A 19350-nucleotide genomic window follows, 5' to 3' on the forward strand; every position below is an offset into this window, starting at 1 on the left:
GGCTAGGTCCGGTCCAGGCCGGCGAGGCGTAGCGCTCTGGTCATGGCGGGGCGGTCCAGTTCACGCCAGTCGGGTTCATTGACGAGCGACATCAGCAGGTCCGGCGTGAGCCGGTAGCCCTCGGCGTGCGCCAGCAGTGTCTCGGCGTCCTGGGTGGACAGGGCGCCGTGGTCCTCGTCGGCGATCGTCCTGAGCACGTCCTTGCGGTCGACGAAGCGGCTCATACCGCAGTCGAGCCCGTCGTCGTGGAGGGTCGCCGGGTAGGGAGCGCGAGCCCACGCGCCGTCCTCGAACCAGTAGACACAGCCCAGTTGATTGCCCGACAGCAGATCCCGGAGCTCCTCGTGGGGAAGCCAGTCGGGGGCGCCGGCGAGCATGTCGATCGGCGGCTCGTGCCACTTGACCCCGCTCGACTCGTCCTCGCCGAAGAGCACGTACCGCCCCGCACCGCGCGGCGCGAAGCCCCACCAGGTGCAGCCGCAGTCGTCCAGGTGGAGCCCCTCGTCGTCCACCCAGGTCCCCACGCGGTGGTGACGCTCCTCCTCGTCCGCGGTGGTCGCCTCCAGCACGGCGATCAAGGCCCACCGCGCCCACAGCACGTCCGCGGTCGGCAGATCCCCGCCCAGCCCGGGCCGGTTGATATCCATGTCCTGTCCTCCGGCCTCGACATCACCAGGTCGACCATGATCGGAGCAAGACTCTCATAGGCAGAACAGGCCGACGGATTGACGGATTCGTCTCCACCCCGGCCGGGCAGTGAACCGCTACTGTCATGAGCACGACTAACCTTCCCCCACAAGGAGGTCGATCATGCACATCCGTACGCTGACCGGCGGCCTGACAGCGGCCCTGATGGTGTCCCTGTCCCTGTCCCTCACCGGCGGCCAGGCCGTCGCCGCCGCCCCCGACGCGGCCGACGCCCGCCTGGCCGCCCGTGTCCTCACCTACGACGCGGGCGGCTCCGCCGAGTTCAGGAGCGCCGTCGACCGGGGCGCGGCGATCTGGAACGAGAGCGTCGACGCCGTCGAACTACGGCCGGCGGCGGCCGGGCAACGCGCCAACATCCGGGTCCTCGCGGACAACGGCTGGCCGCGCGCCCAGACCACCACCCTGGGCAACGGCACCGTCTACATCGGGCGCCAGGCCGTCCAGCAGGGCTACGACACGATCAGGATCTCCGCCCACGAACTCGGGCACATCCTGGGCCTGCCCGACCGCAAGCCCGGACCGTGCTCCAGCCTGATGTCCGGCTCCACCGCCGGCACCGCGTGCACGAACCCGTACCCGAACGCGGCGGAGAAGGCGGAGGTCGAGGGCAACTTCGGCGGCCTGCTCGCCGACCGGACCCCGGCGACGTTCCCCGCGACGATCGTGGACTGACCCGCACGACCGCTGCCCGGCCGACCGGCCAAGTCCGCCTGGCCGGCCGAGTCCGGCCGACCGATCGAGTCCGCCTGGCCGGGCAGCGGGGTCGTTCCGGTGAGGTCGAGAACGCGTCGACTTTCGACCGGACGTGTGCGGATCCAGCGGATTCCGGCTCAACGGCCCCTGGGGCGGCCTATGTTCACGGCGACGACCACGTCTTCCCCGCCTTGCAGGAGGCCCGCATGCGCCGCACGTTCCGTACCGTCGTCGCCGCCGCGGTGACGGCCGCCGCCCTCGTGGCGGGCGGCACCGCGCACGCCACGCCGGCGGGACCGGGGGTCACCGGCCGTGTGCTCAGCCGGACCACCGCGAACGGCACCGACTACATCCTGCGGGAGGTCACCATCCCGCCCGGCCAGGCCACCGGCTGGCACTACCACGACGGACCGCTCTACGGCGTCGTGAAGGAGGGCACCCTCAGCCACTACGACTCCACCTGCGAGACCGACGGCGTCTACCGCGCCGGCGACCGCATCCAGGAACCGGCCGGCCCGGACTACGTCCACATCGGCCGCAACCTGGGCGACACCCCGCTCGTGCTGGTCGTCCTCTACGTCCTGCCCCAAGGAGCCCCGTTCTCCGAGGACGCCCCGAACCCGGGCTGCTCCTTCGAGTGACCCCGGTCAGGCGCGGCGGCCGACGGCGACATAGGTGTTGCCGAAGAACCGCAGGCCGCTCAGGTCCTGTCCGACGTCCGTGAACGCGTCGTCCCAGCGGGCGATGTCCTCCGGGGTGACGAGGCCCTCGGAGAGCAGGGCGTCACGGGCCGCCCAGGCGGGACCGCGCATGCCGGGCGGGGGCGTCATGACGTTGATGTGGCCCTCGTAGGCGATGACGTCGAGCCCTGCCGAGGTGAGGAGTTCGTCCAGCCGGGTCCCGACGGCGAGATCGTTGCCCCGGCGACGGTGCAGTTCGCGGTAGCGCTCGTTCATCTCGTCGTACGCGGCGGGCGCGCCCCGCAACCGGAACCCGGTCGCGTCGACGTCGACCAGGTAGACCACGCCGCCGCCGGGCCTGGCCAGCTCGGCGAGATGGTCCACGATCGCCTGCTCCCGGCCACCGTTGTGGGCCAGCACATGACGGAGCATCACCACGTCGAAGGCGCCCTCGGCCAGCCCGGTGGCGTCGGCGGCCCCGGTGCCGGTGTGCACGCGGACGCCCGAGCGCTCGGCCAGCGCGGAGGCGACGGCCAGCGCGTCGGCGTCGCGGTCCACCGCCCACACGGAACCCTCGGGCCCGGCGATGTCCGCCAGCCGCACGGACAGCGCCCCCGGCCCGCATCCCACGTCCGCGATCCGCGCCCCGGGCGCCACCCCGGCCGCCGCCCACAACTCGCGCTCACGCCGCTCGGCCATGTCGGCCATCAGCCGGTAGCGCGCGATCTCCGAGTCGTCGAGGGTCAGTGAGTAGTCGGCCACCGCGGTTCCTCCCAGGTTCGTCGGTGGCTCATTGTGCGCGGTGCGACGCCCTCGTGGACCCTGCGGGACGCACACGGCGTTTCGTCCGTCGATCGGCCGGGCGGCGGGGCCGGATACGCCGTTGATCCGCTGGTCGTCCGCCCCGTAGGTTCGCCCGTATGACGAACGTACGGATCGGTGTGATGTACGACCGCGACTGGGCCCCGGAAGGACTGCCCGAGTTCGCGCGGAGGGCCGAGGCGCTCGGGGCGGACGACCTGTGGGTGGTGGAGGACCTCGGCTGGAACGGCGGCGTCTCGGCGGCGGCCGTCGCCCTCGGTGCCACGCACCGCCTGCGGGTGGGCATCGGCATCACTCCCGCCCCGCTGCGCAGCCCGGCACTGCTGGCGATGGAACTGGCCACGCTGGCCCGGGCGTTCCCCGGCCGTCTGGTCGCCGGTATCGGGCACGGCGTACGGGAATGGATGGTCCAGGTCGGTGTCGCGCCCCGCTCCCCGCTGGCGCTCCTGGAGGAGACGATCACCTCCGTCCGCGCGCTCCTGCGCGGTGAGCGCGTCGAACTGACGGGGCGTGAAGTGCGGCTGGACGGAGTGAAGTTGGTCCACCCGCCGACCGAGGTCCCGCCGGTCGTCGCGGGCGTGGTGCGCCCCCGCTCCCTGGAACTGTCCGGCCGCGTCGCCGACGGCACGCTGATCGCCGAGGGCCACGGGCCGCGCGACCTGGAACACACCCGCGAGCTGACCGCCAAGGGGGGCGCGACCGCCGACCACACCCTCACCGTCTTCGCCTTCGCGTGCGTCGGCGACGACCCCGACGAGGTCGCCCGCACCCTCCACCCGCACACCGAGGGCCACGGCGCCTGGCTGGGCCGCCCCCAGGAGGAGGTCTTCACCGTCTCCGGTGACGCCGGCGGGGCCGTCGACGCCGTCCACGCACTCGCGGCGGCCGGCGCCGACACGGTCGTCCTGCGCTTCGTGGGCGAGGACCCGCTGGGACAGCTGGAGGCCGTGCTCGCGGCCCGGCGAGAAGCCACCACCTGAGCGAGAAGCCACCACCCGAGCGTCGAGAAGCCACCACCTGAGCGAGAAGCCACCACCCGAGCGTCGAGAAGCCACCACCTGGGCGGCGAGATGCCACCACCTGAGCTTGGCCGGCTCCACTCCGTGACAGGGTCCCCGTCGGCTGTTTTTGATCCGCTCGGGCGGGGACCCGCCGCTCATGGTGCGAATCGGATACACGATGATGACCGAGCAGGCCGGCCCCCGTGACCTCGTCGACCACGTGGTGCGGGCGGAGGGCGCGGGGTTCGACTTCTCGGTGACCTCCGACCACTACTTCCCGTGGCTGCGCTCGCAGGGTCACTCACCGTACGCGTGGAGCGTGCTGGGCGCGGCCGCCCAGGCCACCTCGCGCATTCCGCTGATGACGTACGTGACCTGCCCGTCGTTCCGCTATCACCCGGCGGTGGTGGCGCAGAAGGCGGCGACGATGCAGCTGCTGTCCGAGGGGCGGTTCCGGCTGGGGCTCGGCTCCGGGGAGAACCTCAACGAACACGTGGTGGGCGGCGGTTGGCCGTCCGTGAACGTACGGCACGAGATGCTCGAGGAAGCGGTGGAGATCATCCGGGCGCTCTTCGACGGCGGCCATGTGAACCACCACGGCACGCACTACGACGTGGAGTCCGCCCGGCTCTGGGACCTGCCGGACGACCCTCCGCCGCTCGGCATCGCCGTCTCGGGCGAGCAGTCGTGCTCGCTCGCGGGCCGGCTCGGCGACCTGGTCATCGCCACGGAGCCCGAGGCCGGGCTGCTCCAGGCGTTCGACCGGCACGGCGGCACGGGCAAGCCGCGCGTGGGCCAGCTCCCGGTCTGCTACGACCCCGACCGCGACACGGCCGTCCGGCGCGCGCACGACCAGTTCCGCTGGTTCGGCGGCGGCTGGAAGGTCAACTCGGAACTTCCGCACCCGGACTCCTTCGCGGCGGCCACGCAGTACGTCACGCCCGACGACGTCGCCGCGTCCATCCCGTGCGGCGACGACCCCGAGGCGTTCGTCGAGGCCGTACGCCCGTACGTCGAGGCCGGGTTCACCGAGATCGCCCTGGTCCAGATCGGCGGCGAGTCCCAGCCCGCGTACCTCGACTGGTCGGAGAAGACCCTGCTGCCCGCCCTGCGCGACACCTTCGCCTGACCCTCCCGCCCGCGCGGTGTCGCCGGGCAGCGGCTACGTCCCCTCGCTCCCGCGCTCCGAGCCGGCCGACCGGTCCCCGTCCGCGGGCTCGGGGTCCTCACCCTGGTCGGCGGCGGCGGGACGCGCGGCCTTGGCGCCGCCCTTGAAGCGCTCCAGCGTGCGCGCCAACTGCTGGAACGGGGACACCGCCGGCTTCCCCGACGGCTGTGGCGCGACGGGAGCGGCCTCGGCGGACTCACGGTAGGCCGCGAGCGCCTCATGGGCGCGCTCGGTCGCCTCCCGGTACAGGTCCCGGGACGCGGTCATGGCCTCCAGCGCCTCGGCGTACATCGCCACCCGCTTCCGCTCCCGGGCGAGTTCCTCCTCGAGAGTGAGCAGGTGCCAGTCGTCCCGCAGCGCCGTGAGGGCCTCGTCGGCACCGTCCGGCAGCGGGCGCGACAGCGCGGCGAACCGCGTCACCGCCGCGACGAGGTCGACCGGCTCCGAACCGTCCAGGAACACCGTGCGTACGGCGAAGTCCTCGGCGTCGTAGCCGGACGGGGCCGGGGTGCCGGGCAGCACCACGGCACCTCCGCGCGGCACCTCCGCGTCGTAGTCGCGCAGCGCCCAGTTGACGACCCGTACCTGGTGCGGGGCGGCACGGTGCTCGACCACACGGTGGCGCAGACTCGGCGACAGCCAGCGCGCCAGGGGCAGTTGCCCGCGCTCGTCCGTGGTCATCGCCTCGTGGACGACGACATGGACGCACCATCCCCCGCGCCCGGCGTCCCGCAGCACACGCCGTACGTCCTTGTCGTCCTCGGGAAGGGCGTTGATCCTGCTCAGCGACAGGCCCGTGGCGGCGTCGTGGTCCCAGTCGCCGTACTCCGGCCAGAACCGGGTGACGGGGGACGGCCACGCCGGATCCCACGGCTGTTCCGCCTCGGCGATCAGGGTCCACTCCCGCCCGCCGCCGAGGTCGGGCGCGAGGCCGAGCCGGGCGCGGACGGTCACCTCGTCGGCGACCCGCCATCGGGCCTCGAAGACCCGCTCCGGGGACTCGCCCCCGGGGTCGGGGACTTCGAGGAAGTCGTCGATGACCTGACTGTCCTTGAGCTGCCGCAGAGTGCGACGGAGGACGTCCTCCGCGTCGGGTCCGATATGGCGGCCGCGAGCCGGCCACACCGTCGGGGGAGTCGTGGGACGAGCTGTGGGGGAGGTCGGCATGAGTCCATCGGGAAGCAGGGGCACGTGCGTCCACCAGTATCCCCGCCGCGACCCCGCGCAGATCACGGGGGGTCCCGCCACCGTTCCCGCGCCGGTCGCGACGGCCGCCGGCGACGGGGCTTCGAGCCGACCGTCCGGCCAGATCTGCCGCGGCACCGTCCCGAACGAAAAACCCGTTGGTCCGCCGTCGCCGAGCTGCGACGATGCCACCTGATTTCCCAGCGGAGGACGTTTGTTCGTTTTCGTGTGTGCGGGGTGCGGTGCCACGCTGACCTCCCCGCTGTCCCGGGTCGCTCTGCCGGCCCACGCCCATCAGATTTACGGCAACGGCATTCAGTTGCCGGTGCTGATGGAGCCGGGCACGTTCGCGGTGGAAGCGGAGCCCTCGGGCCCGCCATGGCGGAGGTGGGAGGAGATCGACCCGGACGAGGCGGCGGCCCGTGGCATCCACGCGCCGGTCGAAGCCCTGTCCGACGGCCCGCCCGGCGCGATCGTCATCGCCCCCGGGGACGTCTGCGGCACCCGGCTGATCCCGGAGAGGGCGGGCGGCTACTGCTGCGGTCTCGACGGGACCCACGGACCCAACATGGCCTGTGAGGCGTGCGGTCTGCCCGTGGCGAGCCGGATCGACGACTGTTCGCTCTGGCAGGCGGTGTGGCTCGCCCCGAACGCCGTGGACCGCCGCCGCGTCGGCGACGCCGTTCCGCCGCTGTCCTGGTCCGAGCTGATGGAGACGCCGCTGATCACGCCACCGTCCGAGCCGATCGCCACCTGGGGCGGGCGTGCGGGCGCGAGCCGCTGGTGGTCGTGGAGCCCGCAGTGGGTGGCGGCGGCCGGCCGGGCCCTCGCCCACCTGCTGGCGGCCTCGGGGCGTCGACCCGTCGCCGTCCCGGACGGCCCGACCGCGGAGGTGTTCCGACGTGCCCTCGACGCCCTGCTGCCCGCCGGCCCACCGGAGCTGCGCGCCGCCCTGGCGGGACCGGGCCGCCCCGCCGCCGACACCGACGCGGACCTCCTCCTCGTCCCGGTCCATCCACAGACGGGCGAGCTGTGGACACCGCCCTGCGAGAACGGCAGGTCCAATGGCAACGGCACGCCCGCCAGTGGCTCCGACGGGGCCGCCGCCGGACCCACCCCCGTGGCCCCCGCCGACCGCTCGGTGCCGCTCCCGTTCGGGATGTGGCGGTGGCTGGCCTTCCCCGAGCCGTCGCCGCCCGTCCCCACCTGGGGCGGCAGGAACGCCGAACTCCTCCGCGACTACCCGCCGGAACCACGCCCCCTCCACCCCTTCCGGATCGACTCGGGAGTCTTCCGGCACACCCTGGTCCGGCTCCCCGCCGCGCGCAGCCCGTGGCTCCGCGAGATCCTGGCCGACCTCATCCACCACATGCGTACCGGTGTCTTCTAGCTTGATCTTTAACCTGTGCGGCGGGGTCGTGGGTTCTCTGACTTCTTCGTTCGCTGTTTCGTAGTGCCGGGTTTGCGGACGGTGTGCACGTCGTGGCGCGGGGTGGGCCGGGTGTTCTTGCGTCCGGGTGGTCGTCCCGGGCCGGGTCGGGAGGGTTTCGGTGCTTGGGCGGGGCAGGCCGCCTGCGGGCGGAGGTGCCGAAAGTCGCGGCGGACGCGGGCAGGGGTGAGTCTGTTCGGCGGGCTCGGTTTCTCCCACGGCCGGCGCAGGTCGGCCGCCAGTGGGCGGGCCAGCCGCAGCTGGGTGTAGACGGCGAGGATCAGCCAGGTCCACCGGTCAGCCGCCTCAGGAGTACGGACCTTCGGGCAGGTCCAGCCCAGGGTCTGCTTGAACAGCCGGAAGGTGTGCTCGATATCGAAGCGTCGCAGGAAGACCTGCCAGAGCAGGTCGACCTGGGTGTCGGTCGCGTCGGTGCCCGACCACCACAGCCACACCGGCTTCGGCCTCGCGCCGCTGGGCAGGTACTCGACCTGCAGACGGATCACCGTGCCCTCGATGACTGGCAGAGCGCCCAGCTGGGAGACCCATGCGGAGCGGTGAGTCAGCCGGGGGTGGAGCCGGTCCCAGGCTCTGGCGATGGCTGTGCCATACAGACGGGTATCGGTCACGGTCGCCGCATCGGGAGTGTTCCAGGTGGCAGGGTTGCCGAAGACGAACTCGCCGCCGTGGCGGGGCGGACGGCCCCGGGTGCCCGGCTCTCGGGGCGGCGCCGCCCGGCGCAGGACCCGGTCCGAGCGCATCCGGCCCAGCACCTGCACCGGCAGATCCTTGAGAAGGTAGGCCAGCCGGGGCACGTCGTATCCGGCGTCCACCACGATCAGCACGTCCGGGTCGCCGTCCTTCCACTGTCCGGCCGCCATCAGCCGCTCGGTCAGCTCACGCAGCTGCCGGGCGGTGACCGTGGCAGCGTCGTCGCCCGGCACCAGACGCAGCGCGTCCAGCGGCGCGGTCCATGAGCTGCGGCCCGCTTCCAGCGCACAGACCACCGAATACGGCCAGCCGGGGACGGGGATGTGCTGGTCCTTGCCGCGTCCGTAGGTGTGGCACAGGATCCGCTCGGGTGAGGTGTGAGCGTCGGGGCGCAGCCAGCAGGTGATGTCGGCCGCCAGCACCAGCTCGGCCGTCCGCCGCCCGCGGAAGCGGCACCGTGGCCAGTGCCCGCCGCAGCCGGGCGATGTCCACCCGGCCCGCGGCCAGGGCGCCATACAGCCCGCCGTGTCCACGGCGATGCTCGCCCACCAGCGACAGCTCCACCAGCGAGCGGATTGGGCCATCCGCACACAGCACCGCGTCGGCCAGCTCGAACAGCGCATCCGAACGCCTGGTCAGGCAGGAGTAGAACTCGCCCCGGAAGCGTGACAGTTCCGCCAACGGCTCTCGCCGGGCATCGCGATGCAGCAAACTCACCCTCACGGCCTTCGTGCTGGACGTGTGTGTTCCTTGGTCGGAGCACATGTTCAGCCGAGGGCCGCTTTCGTGTACGGCAGTTACCGGACCGAGTGATCAAGTTCGAGACATCATTCGATGCTGGACGTTAAAGATCAAGCTAGGGGGTGTTTCGAAAGTCCTGTGCGGTGCCCGCGGTGTCCGGTGCGTGCTCTCGGCGTGCCGGACGAAAGCCCTCGTACTGGACGTACTTGGGCTTTCGGCCGGTGCGGCGAGAGTGCGTGCCGGGCGCCGTGGGTGCTGTGCGGGACTTTTGAAACACCCCCTCGCCGGGCAGGCGGAGATCGGGGCGCGGCAGCCGGAGCCTCAGCGGCGGGCCAGCGCCAGCACGCTCAGGCCGAACATCAGGACGCCCAGGGGCAGATGGACCGTCGGGACATGGGCGATGCCGAGCACGACCTGGGCCGAGGCGAGCGCGAGGAAGCCCGTGGCGTGCCAGACGGGGCGGGGGGAGCCGCCGCCCGGCTTCCACGCCAGCACCGCCGCGAGGACGTACAGCATCGTCGCCCCGTACATCACCCGCGCACCGACACTGTGCAGTGTCTCCCCGTACGGCGAGGTCAACAGCAGTCCGGCGGAGATCGCCTGAAGGAAGATCGTCAGGGTCTGCAGGGCGATCGTGATCCGCAGGAACGAGGAAGTGCGCCGTGCGTTCGCCGTCGCCGTCACCTGGGTGGCCATGTCGCGGTCTCCTTCATGCCCTCGGGCGGTGGATCGATAAGGTCTCACCAGTCCGACGACGTGGGCCGGTGAAAGGTAAGGCGAGTTGGGCGAGGGGGCGGCGGTGGACGGGACGACGGGTGCGGCGGCGGTGGACGGGGAGCGGCGGCAACTGGTCAATGTCGCCTACCGGTTGCTCGGTTCGGCGACGGAGGCCGAGGACGCCGTACAGGACGCGTACGCACGCTGGTACGGGTTGCCGAGTAGCCGGCGGGAGCAGATCGAGTCACCCGGCGCGTGGCTGACGACCGTGACCGGCCGTATCTGTCTGGACCTGCTCGGCTCGGCGCGGGCCCGCCGCGAGCGCTACGTCGGTGTGTGGCTGCCCGAGCCGCTGCCCGACCGCAGCGAGTGGGACCACGGGGGCCGTGTCGTCCACGCCACCGGGCCCGCTTCCCCTGCCGGCCCCGGCGGCTCCGCGAGCCCCACCGATCCGGCCGACCAGATCGTGCTGGACGAGTCGGTGGCCATGGCCTTCCTCGTCGTCCTGGAGTCGATGACGCCGGCCGAACGGGTGGCGTTCGTGCTGCACGACGTCTTCCGCTATCCGTTCGCCGAGATCGCCGACGTCCTCGGCCGGAGCCCCGCGGCCTGCAAACAACTGGCCGCCTCCGCCCGGCGACGGGTGGGCGTCGTCCGTACCCCGGTGACGGCGACCGACCGCGCGGAGGTCGTCAGACACGTCAAACAGGCGTGGGAGAACAAGGACATCGCCGCCCTCGTCGGTCTCCTCGACCCGGACGCCGTGATGACCGCCGACGGCGGCGGCATGGTCGGCACCGTGCTGCGCCCCGTCGAGGGCGGCGCGCGTATCGCCCAGTACATGGTCGCCATCGCCGACCGGGCGCCGGGACTCGAACTCCTCGAGCGGTCGGTCAACGGGATGCCGGGCCTGGTGGCCCGGCGTGACGGCGTCGTCATGACCGTGGCCGCGTTCGACATCGCCGACGGACACGTCACGCGGATCTGGGCGATCAGGAACCCCGAGAAGCTGCGCCCCTGGGAGAGCAAGGACTAGGAGCCTGGAACTCCCCTCAGCTCAGCTCGGCTCGGCTCCGGTCTCAGTCGAGGCAGAACTCGTTGCCCTCGACGTCCTGCATCACCAGGCACGACTCGTTGTACTCGTCGGCGCGCAGCAGCTGTACACGCCGCGCGCCGAGCGCGACCAGGCGTGCGCACTCGGCCTCGAGTACGGAGACCCGCTCGTCCCCCACGAGCCCGGTGCCCACTCGCACATCGAGATGCACACGATTCTTGACGACCTTGCCCTCGGGAACACGCTGGAAGTACATCCGGGGCCCGACCCCGTTCGGGTCCATGCACACGAACCCCGCGCCCTGGCGCTCGGTCGGCAGCGAACGGTCGTACTCGTCCCAGGAGGCGAACCCCTCCGGCGGAGGCGGTACGACATACCCCAACACCTCGCACCAGAAGCGGGCGACGCGCTCGGGCTCCGCACAGTCGAAGGTGATCTGGACCGTCTTGATCGTTGACATCGGCGCACCATAGCAAGGGCGGCGAACCCGCTGTCCACGAAATATACGGCGGGCTTAAGGGAGTTGATCAGAGCATGACTCAAGGACCGGCCCCGCGCCCGCTGTCCGACGAGGCCCTCTCCGGCCTCCTCGGCACGTACCAGTTCGGCACGCTCGCCACCGTCAAACGCGACGGCCACCCCCACCTGACCACCATGGTGTACAGCTGGGATCCCGAGGCCCGCGTCCTGCGGTTCTCGACGACCGCCGACCGGATCAAGGTCAAGCATCTGCGGCGCGACCCGCGCGCGACGCTGCACGTCCAGGGTGGCGACGTGTGGTCGTTCGCCGTGGCCGAGGGCGAGGCCGAGGTCTCGGAGCCCACCGCGGTCCCCGGCGACGCGGTCGGGCGGGAGCTGCTCGGGCTGATCCCGAAGGAGGCGAAGCCCGAGGACGAGGACGCTTTCCTGGCGCAGTTGGTCGCCGAACGCCGCGTGGTCATCCGGCTGCGGGTGAACCGGCTCTACGGAACGGCGCTCGACATCTCCGGCCAATAGCGGCACGCGTCGTCCCGGGGCGGCAGCGGCCGAGCGTCGTTCACAGCCTCGTCCCATAACCTCGTGCACGGGGACGAAGGTTGCCGGTGGATCCACGCAGGGAGGCGAAGGTGTTCGGAAGGGGAACGCGGTTGCTCGCGGGTGCCGTGACCGTGGCCTGCGTGGTGATGCTCGGCCCCAGCGCGCCCGACGGTCTCTTCGCCGGGGCGCAGCCCGTCGAGGCCGTCAAGGACATCGTGCCGAACCGGGTCATGACCTGGAACATGTGCAACCCCTGCAAGGAGAGCAACGTCGAGCGGGCGGCGGAGATCGCCGCGTACGCGCCGCAGGTCATCGGGTTGCAGGAGGCGTGCGCGCGGGACGTCGAGCGGATCCGGGAGTATCTGGAGAGCCTGCACGGGCTGGTCTACCACGTCGAGTACGGGACCGTGCTGCAGAACTGGAACCGCTGCGGGGGAGTGCCGTGGAACCCGGGAGGCTACGGCCAGGCCATCCTCTCGGCGGCGCCGATGACGGACCGCGTCAACGTGGAGTACCCAGACGGCGGATCCGAGGACCGCGGATACCTGGCGGTCACCACGACGGTGGGCGGCACATCCGTCCGGGTCTTCAACACGCATCTCGCCCAGCGGCAGCAGGCGGACGTCCGGGCGGAGCAGATCCGCGTCCTCGCCCCGGTCGTCGCCCGGTACGACCGTGCCGTCCTCGTCGGCGACCTCAACGCGGTGCCGGACGCCCCCGAACTCGCCCCGCTGTGGAAGCTGGCCACGGACACCGATCCCGAGTGCCGTCCCGCCCTCGCCGGTGACTGCGAGGTGACCACCGACTGGCAGAGCAAGTTCGACTACGTCTTCCTGCGGGGCATCACCGCGCTCAGGCACGAGGTGCGGCTGACGGAGGTCTCGGACCACAACATCCTGCACACCGACCTCGACCTGGGCTGACCCCCCGCCCCCGGCGTCAGGTCGCGCGGGCGCGCAGGCGGCGCAGCATGCGGGCGTCCTCGAAGCCGACGGAGCGGGCGGCGGCGTCGACCGTGGCGCCGTGGCTGATGAGGTGCTCGGCGCGCTCCAGTCGGAGGGTCTGCTGGTAGCGCAGCGGGGTGAGACCCGTGGCGCGGCCGAAGAGCCGGGTGAGGGTGCGTTCGCTGACGCCGACGGCCGCCGCCAGGCCGGTCAGGGGGAGCGGCTGGTCGAAGCGGGTGTCGATGAGGTCCTGGACCCGGTGCACCGTGTCGTCGAGGTGGGACCGGTGGCGGAACATCGCGCTGGACTGCGGCTCGTGGCCGTTGCGGCGGGCGTAGACGACCATGTCCCGGGCGACCTGCGCGGCGACGGCGGGTCCGTGCCGGCCCGCGACGAGGTGCAGGGCCAGGTCGATGCCGCTGGCGATGCCGGCCGAGGTGATCACCCGGTCGTCGGCGGTGAACAGCACGTCACGGACCACGACCGCCCCGGGGTGGCGCAACGCCAGCTCGTCCTGCACGTCGTGGTGGGTGGTGCAGCGGCGGCCCCGGAGCAGACCGGCCCGCCCGAGCGCCTCCGCGCCGGCACAGACGCTGGCCACCGTCCCGCCGCGCGCGTGGTGGTCGGTCAGCGCCTTCAGGGAGGCGTCGGCGACGGCGGGCGAATCGGCCAGGGTGGCCGTGCGCCAGCCGGGCACCACGATCAGGTCCTCGGGCCCGAGCTCCGGCCAGTCGGTCCGGGCCACCAGGGGCAGTCCCTGGGCCGAGGGGACCTCGGGCCGCTCGGCGACGTAGGTCAGCGTGTAGGGGTGCCCGAAGTCGGCCGCGGTGGAGAAGACCTGCGCGGGTCCGGCCAGGTCCAGCAGATGGACTCCGGGCACCAGGAAGAAGACGATCCGGCTCACGATCCGGTCATCATGCCCGAAGGTCCGCAGAGGCTTCCAGCCCGGTGACCGCCGCGCCTTTCGGCTCGCCGACCACCGTGACCTCCAGCCCGCCGACCGCTGCCACCTCCATTTCATCGACGGCCGCGCCTTCCAGCCCGTCGACCGTCGCGGCCTCCAGCCCGTCGACCGCCGCGCCCTCCGTTTCACCGACCGCCGCGGCCTCCAGCTCGGCGACCGTCGCGATCGTGGCGAAGCGGCCGGCGAGGGCGTACTCCGTGCGGCGGACGACCTCGTCGGCGGGCAGGGTGCGGGGGTCGGCGAGCAGTTCGGCGACGGTCTGTCCGGCGGGGGCGTCGCGGTGCGGGATCGGCTGGGTGGCGGTCGCGTCGACGACGAACGTGACCTGGTAGCCGAGGTCGCTCGCGAGGCGGGCCGTGGTCTCCACGCACTGCTCGGTGCGGATGCCGCAGACGGCGACCTCCCGCACGCCGCGCTCGGTGAGGACCTGCTGCAGGTTGGTGGTGGTGAAGGCGTTGTGCGAGGTCTTGTGGAGCAACGGCTCCTCGTCCTCCCGGCGCTCCAGCCCCGCCAGCGGCCGGACGTGGCCGAGGGCCGGGTCGAAGACGTCGCCGCTGCCGGGCTCCGCGTGGAGCACCCACACCACCAGGTCGCCGGCCCGGCGGGCCAGCCGGACCAGCCGGGCCGCCTTGTCGGCGATGTTCGGGTCGGAGATCGCCTCCCACAGCGGATCGGCGCGGAAGGACTCCTGGACATCGATGACGATCAGTGCTCGGGTCATGTCCCCAGCCTCGGCCGTACCGCCCCGGCCGCGACAGGCCGCATCGGGTCCCCGAGCGGACCGATCCGGTCAGCCACTCCGTTCGGTCACCGGTCGAGCACGAGCGATCGCAAGTGATCCGCGAACGCGGCAATGCGCGTCTCCCTCGGTCAGTACCGGAACAACAGGGATGTCGCCGACGGACGCCTCATACGGTCCTCGCACCGGCGGACAGGGCGATGCCCGAGCCGCGCACCGACCGACAGGAGACGCCGACATGGCCAATGTGGAGATTTCCCTGAAGGAGATCATGACCTCGATCGAGGGTTCCCTCGGGACCGCGCTCGTCGACTACACCAGCGGAATGGCGCTGGGCACTCTGGGCGGCGGAAAGGATCTGGACCTGACCGTCGCGGCGGCCGGCAACACGGACGTGATCCGCGCCAAGACCCGCACCATGGAACACCTCGGCCTGACGGGGGAGATCGAGGACATGCTCATCACCCTGGGCAGTCAGTACCACATCATCCAGCCGCTCAAGGGCCGCAGCGGCAACGGTCTGTTCCTCTACCTCGTGCTCGACCGGACGAAATCGAACCTGGCCATGGCCCGCCACCAGCTCAGGCGCATCGGGGCCGAACTCGACGTGTAGCGCACCCCGTTCCCCATGGCCTCGCATGCCCATGAGTTGAAGATTTCTTCAAGTGGACATATCCAGATCGGGTCAATCCCCTGGGTGTGCGGGGCCGGATCCACGAGGATGGGGACGCAAGTCCGCCCGCGGTGGCGCAGACAGGCCGCCGTGCCCAGAGAGCCCGTCGAACGCGGCAGGGAGCGAGCGATTCTCATGCAGGTGCCCCTCTACCAGGCGAAGGCCGAGTTCTTCCGGATGCTCGGGCACCCGGTGCGCATCCGGGTCCTGGAACTGCTCCAGGGCGGCCCGCTCCCCGTGCGCGACCTGCTGAGCGAGATCGAGATCGAACCGTCCAGTCTCAGCCAGCAACTGGGCGTCCTGCGTCGCGCGGGCATCGTCGTCTCCATCCGGGAGGGCTCCACCGTCAGCTACGCCCTCGCCGGCGGAGACGTGGCGGAACTGCTCCGCGCGGCCCGCCGGATCCTGACCGAGTTGCTCGCCGGCCAGAGCGTGCTTCTCGCCGAGCTCCAGCAGGCGGACCTGGGCGGGCCCGTCCCCGAGCGCGGGGGCGGGCCCGCTCCCCGGACGGTGGCGCAGGCAGGTGCCAAGTAGGTACCATGCCGGGCATGCCATCACTGAACGTGTCCTTCACGGACGAGGAAATGGAAGGTGTGCGGGCGGCCGCGGCGGCCGAGGGCAAGAGCCTGAAGCAGTACATGCACGACCTCGGGGTCCGCGAGATGCACCGCAAGCGGTTCGTCGCCGGCGCCACCGCGTGGGCGGACCGGCTGCGCGGCGAGTTCGACGAGGCCTTCCCCGACGAGGTGCCCCCGTCCCAGCGCGATCAGGGAGTCACCGCCGCCTGATGAGCGAGACCCTGTACGTCGACGTCTCCTGGCTGCTGGACGTCCAGGAAGCCGCTCTCGGCACCGAGGACGTGTCCGTCACGGACTACTCCGCCCTGGTGGCCGCCGTCGCCCGGCACAAGACCCGGATGCCGACCCTGGAGACGTCGAACCCCGACGCCGCCTGGCGCGCGGCCGCGCTGCTGCACACCATCGCGCGCCTGGAGTCGCTGCCGCACCGCAACAGCCTCGTCGCCGCGTTCGTCGCCGCCCAGTACATGGACCAGTCGGCGCAGGGCATCGATCCGCCCTACGGCGCCCTGTCGGACCTGATCAGGAAGGTCCGGGAGAGCAGGCTGACCATCTACGAGGTCGCCGACACCCTGCGTTCCTGGCGGATCTGACGTGCGACGGGCCCCGGGCGCCGTGTGCGCCGAGGGCCCGCGATGACCCTCCGCCGCGCGGGAGCGGCGCCGGATGCCCTCGGGCGTCCGGCGCCGGTCGTGTCAGGTCCGGGTGCAGGCGGTCCCGTTCAGGCTGAAGCCCGCCGGGGCGGAGAAGGTGCCGCCGTAGCCGCCCTGGAAGCCGAAGCTCTGGCTGCCGCCGGGGGAGATGCTCGCGTTGTGCGCCAGGGCGATCGCCGTGACCGAGCCCGAGGACGGGGAGAGGGAGGCGTTCCAGACGCTGGTCACACTCTGCCCCGAGGGCAGCGTGAAGGCCAGCCGCCAGTTGTCGACGGGCGCCGAACCGGTGTTGGTGACGGTGACGTTCGCGGTGAAGCCGCCCTGCCAGACGGTGGTGGCGTACGACACCGCGCAGGCCGCGCCGCCGCCGGGGCCGCCCGGTCCGCTCCCGCCGGTCTCGACGGTCGACGAGAAGGAGTTCACGGTCAGTCCGGTGCCGTTCTGCCAGGGTTCGAAACCGGCCTGCACGCTGGTCAGGTACCAATTGTTCTGGGCCAGTCCCCGGGAGACGGCCTGGCGGACGAAGTCCATCACGTCGAAGCTCCAGCTCGCGATCGCCGACGGGGCGACGAAGGACAGCACGTCGTTGGTGCCGTTGTGGCCCGACCACACCTGCCAGGAACGCCCGCCCACGGTGGTCGTACCCACCGCGGAGCCGATGGGCTGGACCGGGCCCACCTTGTTGAACCAGATCATGATCTCGGTCCGGTTCACGCCGTCGGTGCGGGGCGTCGGGTCCAGCCAGATGTCGTACGAGGCGTTGTAGACGGCGTCGCCCACGTAGCCGTACGAGATGCTGCTCGGTGCGCCGGAGATGCCGGAGAGCTGGGCGGGCAGGTTGGTCCCCGGCGAGCAGTTGGTGTAGTGGCAGCCGTTGAAGATCGAGGGGTACGACTTCGGGGCGCCGTTGGTGGGGACGGAACCGTCGGCCCGGGTGACCCGGAAACCGGTGTCGGTGGTGGTCACGCACTGGGGCTGGCTCGTCCCCCAGCGGTTGTTCTGGACGACGTAGCGCCCCTGGACGACGCTCGATCCGTACTGCTCGCAGACGGTCGTGTCGGCCTGGGCCGGGGCCGTGGCGGTGAAGAGCGCCGCGAGGGTCGCGAGGGCGGTGACGAACGCGGCCAGTGCGGTGCGCGCGGTGCGTGGGAGATGCGGTGGGGGTCGCATGGGGGACCTCTTTCGGAGGTACGGCCAGGTGGTGGGGTGGCGCGGGCGCTCCCCGATTCCCCCGTATGGGAGCGCTCCCATTGCTGCTCTGTTCCGGACTGTAGAACGGGGGCATGCCCCTGACAACCCTGCGGGGCCACCGGGACCGGTGCCGACCGGGACCCCGCCGACACCGGTGCCGACAAGGATCCCGCCGACACCGGTGCGCACGGCTCGTGCCGTCAGGCCAGGCCGAACCGTTCGGCGTGCACCTGCCGCCGGGGGACCGCCAGTTCGCGCAGGGCGCCGAGCACGGCCGAGGTCATCGCGGGCGGGCCGCAGACGTACACATCGCGTTCGGTGATGTCGGGGACCAGGGCCCGCAGACGGTCCGGCCCGAACGGCGGCGCGCCCTCGCTGCGGCGACCGGTGAGCAGATGCAGTCGCCCGCCACGGCCCGCGACCAGCGCCCGCACCTCGTCGACCAGCACGGCGTCACTCTCGCTGCGGACCCGGTAGAGCACGACCACATCGCCCGCCGCTTCCTCCTCCAGCAGGGAACGGACCGGTGTGATGCCCACGCCGCCGGCGATCAGCAGGGCGCCGGGCCGCGTCCGGTGCAACGAGGTGAACGCCCCGTACGGCCCCTCGACGAACGCGCGGCTCCCGACGGGCAGGTCGCGCAGTCCGGCGCTGGCGCTGCCCACCGCCTTGGCGGTCAGCCGCAGGGTCCGGCCGTCGGGAGCCGCCGACAGCGAGAACGGGTTGGCGAGCCACCAGTGGTTGTGCCCGGGGAACCGCCAGACGCAGAACTGCCCGGCCCGGGCCGGCAGCCGGTCGAGGCGGCGCCCGGTGACCCGCACCGACACCACGTCGTCCGACTCCCGCACGACCTCCGCGACCCGGAAGCGGTGATAGACGTTGCGCCACACGGGGATGCCGACGCGGCCCACGACCAGGGCGCCGAACGCGAACAGCCACAGCGCCCACCAGTAGGCCCACGCGAACGCGGAGGAACCGAAGGTCGTGGTCTCCAGCAACTGGTGCGTGAACGCCAGCCCCAACGCCAGGTACAGCAGCAGATGCAGACCGTGCCACGTCTCGTACCGCAGCCGCCGGCGCACCGTGCGGGCGGAGACCGCGGCCACCACCACGACGATCGCCGCGGCCAGCATCCCGAGCAGGGAGGCCGGCACCCCGGCCAGCGCGAAGAAGGTCTTCGCCGTCGAGGCGTCGTCGAGCCTCGCGTAACCCAGCACCACCAGTACGGCATGGGTGAGGAGGGTCCACAGCAGGGTGAAGCCGACCCATCGGTGCCACACCGTCAGCCGGTCCATGCCGATACGACGGTCCAGCCACGGCAGCCGGGCCACCAGCAGCAGTTGGAACAGCATCAGCACGGCGGCGTGCAGCCCGAAGAACTTGGCGACCGTGAGCACCCCGTTCTTGCCCGTGCCCGAGGTGAGGAACAAGATCTCGACGATCGCCAGATTGACGATGACGAACGTCCACAGCGCCCACCGCGCCGCGACAACAGGAGTCATGGTGCCGTGCCGCACCCGCGTACTCGTCGCCTCCACCGCTTCCCCCTCCGGTCCATGGAACCTGGCAAGAAAGAGACCCCGCCGGGCCCCGACCGGTTCCTTCTCACCACCGCGGATCGTGAGTTCGGCCACGCTCCGGCCGGGCTCGCTCCGCGCGATACCACATCGTCGCGGGAGGTG

At 71.8% G+C, this 19350-nt stretch carries 20 protein-coding genes and 2 pseudogenes; 12 read left to right on the plus strand and 10 right to left on the minus strand.

Going from position 1 to position 19350, the window contains the following annotated elements; translation table 11 throughout:
* Positions 1 to 2: 2 nt before the first annotated feature.
* Positions 3 to 647, minus strand: a complete 645-nt coding sequence (locus tag L3078_RS42445) for a hypothetical protein (RefSeq protein ID WP_239759631.1) — start codon at positions 645 to 647, stop codon at positions 3 to 5.
* A 163-nt stretch (positions 648 to 810) separates the two neighbouring features.
* On the opposite strand from L3078_RS42445, the gene L3078_RS42450 reads away from it, so the two are divergent.
* The gene (locus L3078_RS42450; RefSeq protein WP_239759632.1) at positions 811 to 1380 is read left to right on the plus strand and encodes a snapalysin family zinc-dependent metalloprotease; all 570 of its coding nucleotides are present in this window, start codon (positions 811 to 813) and stop codon (positions 1378 to 1380) included.
* Positions 1381 to 1607: 227 nt separating this feature from the next.
* Complete coding sequence (locus L3078_RS42455; protein ID WP_239759633.1) at positions 1608 to 2042, plus strand: cupin domain-containing protein; 435 nt, start codon at positions 1608 to 1610, stop codon at positions 2040 to 2042.
* 6 nt (positions 2043 to 2048) lie between these two features.
* Here L3078_RS42455 and L3078_RS42460 read toward each other — a convergent pair whose 3' ends face one another.
* The gene (locus L3078_RS42460; RefSeq protein WP_239759634.1) at positions 2049 to 2843 is read right to left on the minus strand and encodes a class I SAM-dependent methyltransferase; all 795 of its coding nucleotides are present in this window, start codon (positions 2841 to 2843) and stop codon (positions 2049 to 2051) included.
* Between the two features lie 158 nt (positions 2844 to 3001).
* On the opposite strand from L3078_RS42460, the gene L3078_RS42465 reads away from it, so the two are divergent.
* Both L3078_RS42465 and L3078_RS42470 read left to right on the plus strand, forming a co-directional pair.
* Positions 3002 to 3883, plus strand: a complete 882-nt coding sequence (locus L3078_RS42465; RefSeq protein ID WP_239759635.1) for an LLM class flavin-dependent oxidoreductase — start codon at positions 3002 to 3004, stop codon at positions 3881 to 3883.
* Positions 3884 to 4061: 178 nt separating this feature from the next.
* Positions 4062 to 5033 carry an LLM class F420-dependent oxidoreductase gene (locus L3078_RS42470; RefSeq protein ID WP_239759636.1) on the plus strand — a complete coding sequence of 324 codons (972 nt, stop codon included), beginning with the start codon at positions 4062 to 4064 and terminating at the stop codon, positions 5031 to 5033.
* 33 nt (positions 5034 to 5066) lie between these two features.
* Here L3078_RS42470 and L3078_RS42475 read toward each other — a convergent pair whose 3' ends face one another.
* Complete coding sequence (locus tag L3078_RS42475; RefSeq protein ID WP_239759637.1) at positions 5067 to 6239, minus strand: hypothetical protein; 1173 nt, start codon at positions 6237 to 6239, stop codon at positions 5067 to 5069.
* A 232-nt stretch (positions 6240 to 6471) separates the two neighbouring features.
* Here L3078_RS42475 and L3078_RS42480 point away from each other — a divergent pair, with 232 nt between their 5' ends.
* Positions 6472 to 7647: a hypothetical protein gene (locus L3078_RS42480; RefSeq protein ID WP_239759638.1), complete on the plus strand. Its 1176-nt coding sequence runs from the start codon at positions 6472 to 6474 to the stop codon at positions 7645 to 7647.
* Between the two features lie 8 nt (positions 7648 to 7655).
* Here the strand turns inward: L3078_RS42480 and L3078_RS42485 are convergent.
* Both L3078_RS42485 and L3078_RS42490 read right to left on the minus strand, forming a co-directional pair.
* Positions 7656 to 9162: pseudogene (locus tag L3078_RS42485) on the minus strand (NF041680 family putative transposase).
* A gap of 297 nt (positions 9163 to 9459) precedes the next feature.
* Positions 9460 to 9834 (minus strand): hypothetical protein, encoded by a 375-nt coding sequence (locus L3078_RS42490; protein ID WP_239759639.1) that lies wholly within the window; start codon positions 9832 to 9834, stop codon positions 9460 to 9462.
* 103 nt (positions 9835 to 9937) lie between these two features.
* Here L3078_RS42490 and sigJ point away from each other — a divergent pair, with 103 nt between their 5' ends.
* Positions 9938 to 10891: an RNA polymerase sigma factor SigJ gene (gene sigJ, locus L3078_RS42495; RefSeq protein WP_239759640.1), complete on the plus strand. Its 954-nt coding sequence runs from the start codon at positions 9938 to 9940 to the stop codon at positions 10889 to 10891.
* 43 nt (positions 10892 to 10934) lie between these two features.
* Here the strand turns inward: sigJ and L3078_RS42500 are convergent, their stop codons facing one another.
* Positions 10935 to 11369 (minus strand): VOC family protein, encoded by a 435-nt coding sequence (locus L3078_RS42500; protein ID WP_239759641.1) that lies wholly within the window; start codon positions 11367 to 11369, stop codon positions 10935 to 10937.
* A gap of 74 nt (positions 11370 to 11443) precedes the next feature.
* Here L3078_RS42500 and L3078_RS42505 point away from each other — a divergent pair, with 74 nt between their 5' ends.
* The gene (locus L3078_RS42505; RefSeq protein WP_239759642.1) at positions 11444 to 11905 is read left to right on the plus strand and encodes a PPOX class F420-dependent oxidoreductase; all 462 of its coding nucleotides are present in this window, start codon (positions 11444 to 11446) and stop codon (positions 11903 to 11905) included.
* Between the two features lie 110 nt (positions 11906 to 12015).
* Positions 12016 to 12849 (plus strand): endonuclease/exonuclease/phosphatase family protein, encoded by an 834-nt coding sequence (locus tag L3078_RS42510; RefSeq protein WP_239759643.1) that lies wholly within the window; start codon positions 12016 to 12018, stop codon positions 12847 to 12849.
* 16 nt (positions 12850 to 12865) lie between these two features.
* On the opposite strand, the gene L3078_RS42520 is transcribed toward L3078_RS42510, so the two are convergent.
* Together L3078_RS42520 and L3078_RS42525 are read right to left on the minus strand one after the other, a co-directional pair.
* Positions 12866 to 13774 carry a GlxA family transcriptional regulator gene (locus L3078_RS42520; protein ID WP_275593212.1) on the minus strand — a complete coding sequence of 303 codons (909 nt, stop codon included), beginning with the start codon at positions 13772 to 13774 and terminating at the stop codon, positions 12866 to 12868.
* Between the two features lie 190 nt (positions 13775 to 13964).
* A pseudogene (locus L3078_RS42525) lies at positions 13965 to 14555 on the minus strand (cysteine hydrolase family protein); the annotation flags it as partial.
* Positions 14556 to 14811: 256 nt separating this feature from the next.
* On the opposite strand from L3078_RS42525, the gene L3078_RS42530 reads away from it, so the two are divergent.
* The 4 genes from L3078_RS42530 (at position 14812) to L3078_RS42545 (ending at position 16417) form a co-directional block, all read left to right on the plus strand.
* Complete coding sequence (locus tag L3078_RS42530) at positions 14812 to 15186, plus strand: roadblock/LC7 domain-containing protein (RefSeq protein WP_239759644.1); 375 nt, start codon at positions 14812 to 14814, stop codon at positions 15184 to 15186.
* 195 nt (positions 15187 to 15381) lie between these two features.
* Complete coding sequence (locus tag L3078_RS42535; protein WP_239759645.1) at positions 15382 to 15780, plus strand: ArsR/SmtB family transcription factor; 399 nt, start codon at positions 15382 to 15384, stop codon at positions 15778 to 15780.
* 14 nt (positions 15781 to 15794) lie between these two features.
* Entirely contained in the window at positions 15795 to 16034 is a 240-nt protein-coding gene (locus L3078_RS42540; protein ID WP_045561349.1) for a hypothetical protein, read from the plus strand.
* Entirely contained in the window at positions 16034 to 16417 is a 384-nt protein-coding gene (locus tag L3078_RS42545; protein WP_239759646.1) for a toxin Doc, read from the plus strand. The genes L3078_RS42540 and L3078_RS42545 overlap by 1 nt, the downstream gene beginning before the upstream one ends.
* Positions 16418 to 16519: 102 nt before the next feature.
* On the opposite strand, the gene L3078_RS42550 is transcribed toward L3078_RS42545, so the two are convergent.
* Positions 16520 to 17647 carry a glycoside hydrolase family 12 protein gene (locus L3078_RS42550; RefSeq protein WP_239759647.1) on the minus strand — a complete coding sequence of 376 codons (1128 nt, stop codon included), beginning with the start codon at positions 17645 to 17647 and terminating at the stop codon, positions 16520 to 16522.
* Between the two features lie 221 nt (positions 17648 to 17868).
* Complete coding sequence (locus L3078_RS42555) at positions 17869 to 19170, minus strand: ferredoxin reductase family protein (protein ID WP_239759648.1); 1302 nt, start codon at positions 19168 to 19170, stop codon at positions 17869 to 17871.
* Positions 19171 to 19350: the final 180 nt, after the last annotated feature.

The sequence above is a fragment of the Streptomyces deccanensis genome (genome assembly GCF_022385335.1).
Taxonomy (GTDB): domain Bacteria; phylum Actinomycetota; class Actinomycetes; order Streptomycetales; family Streptomycetaceae; genus Streptomyces; species Streptomyces deccanensis.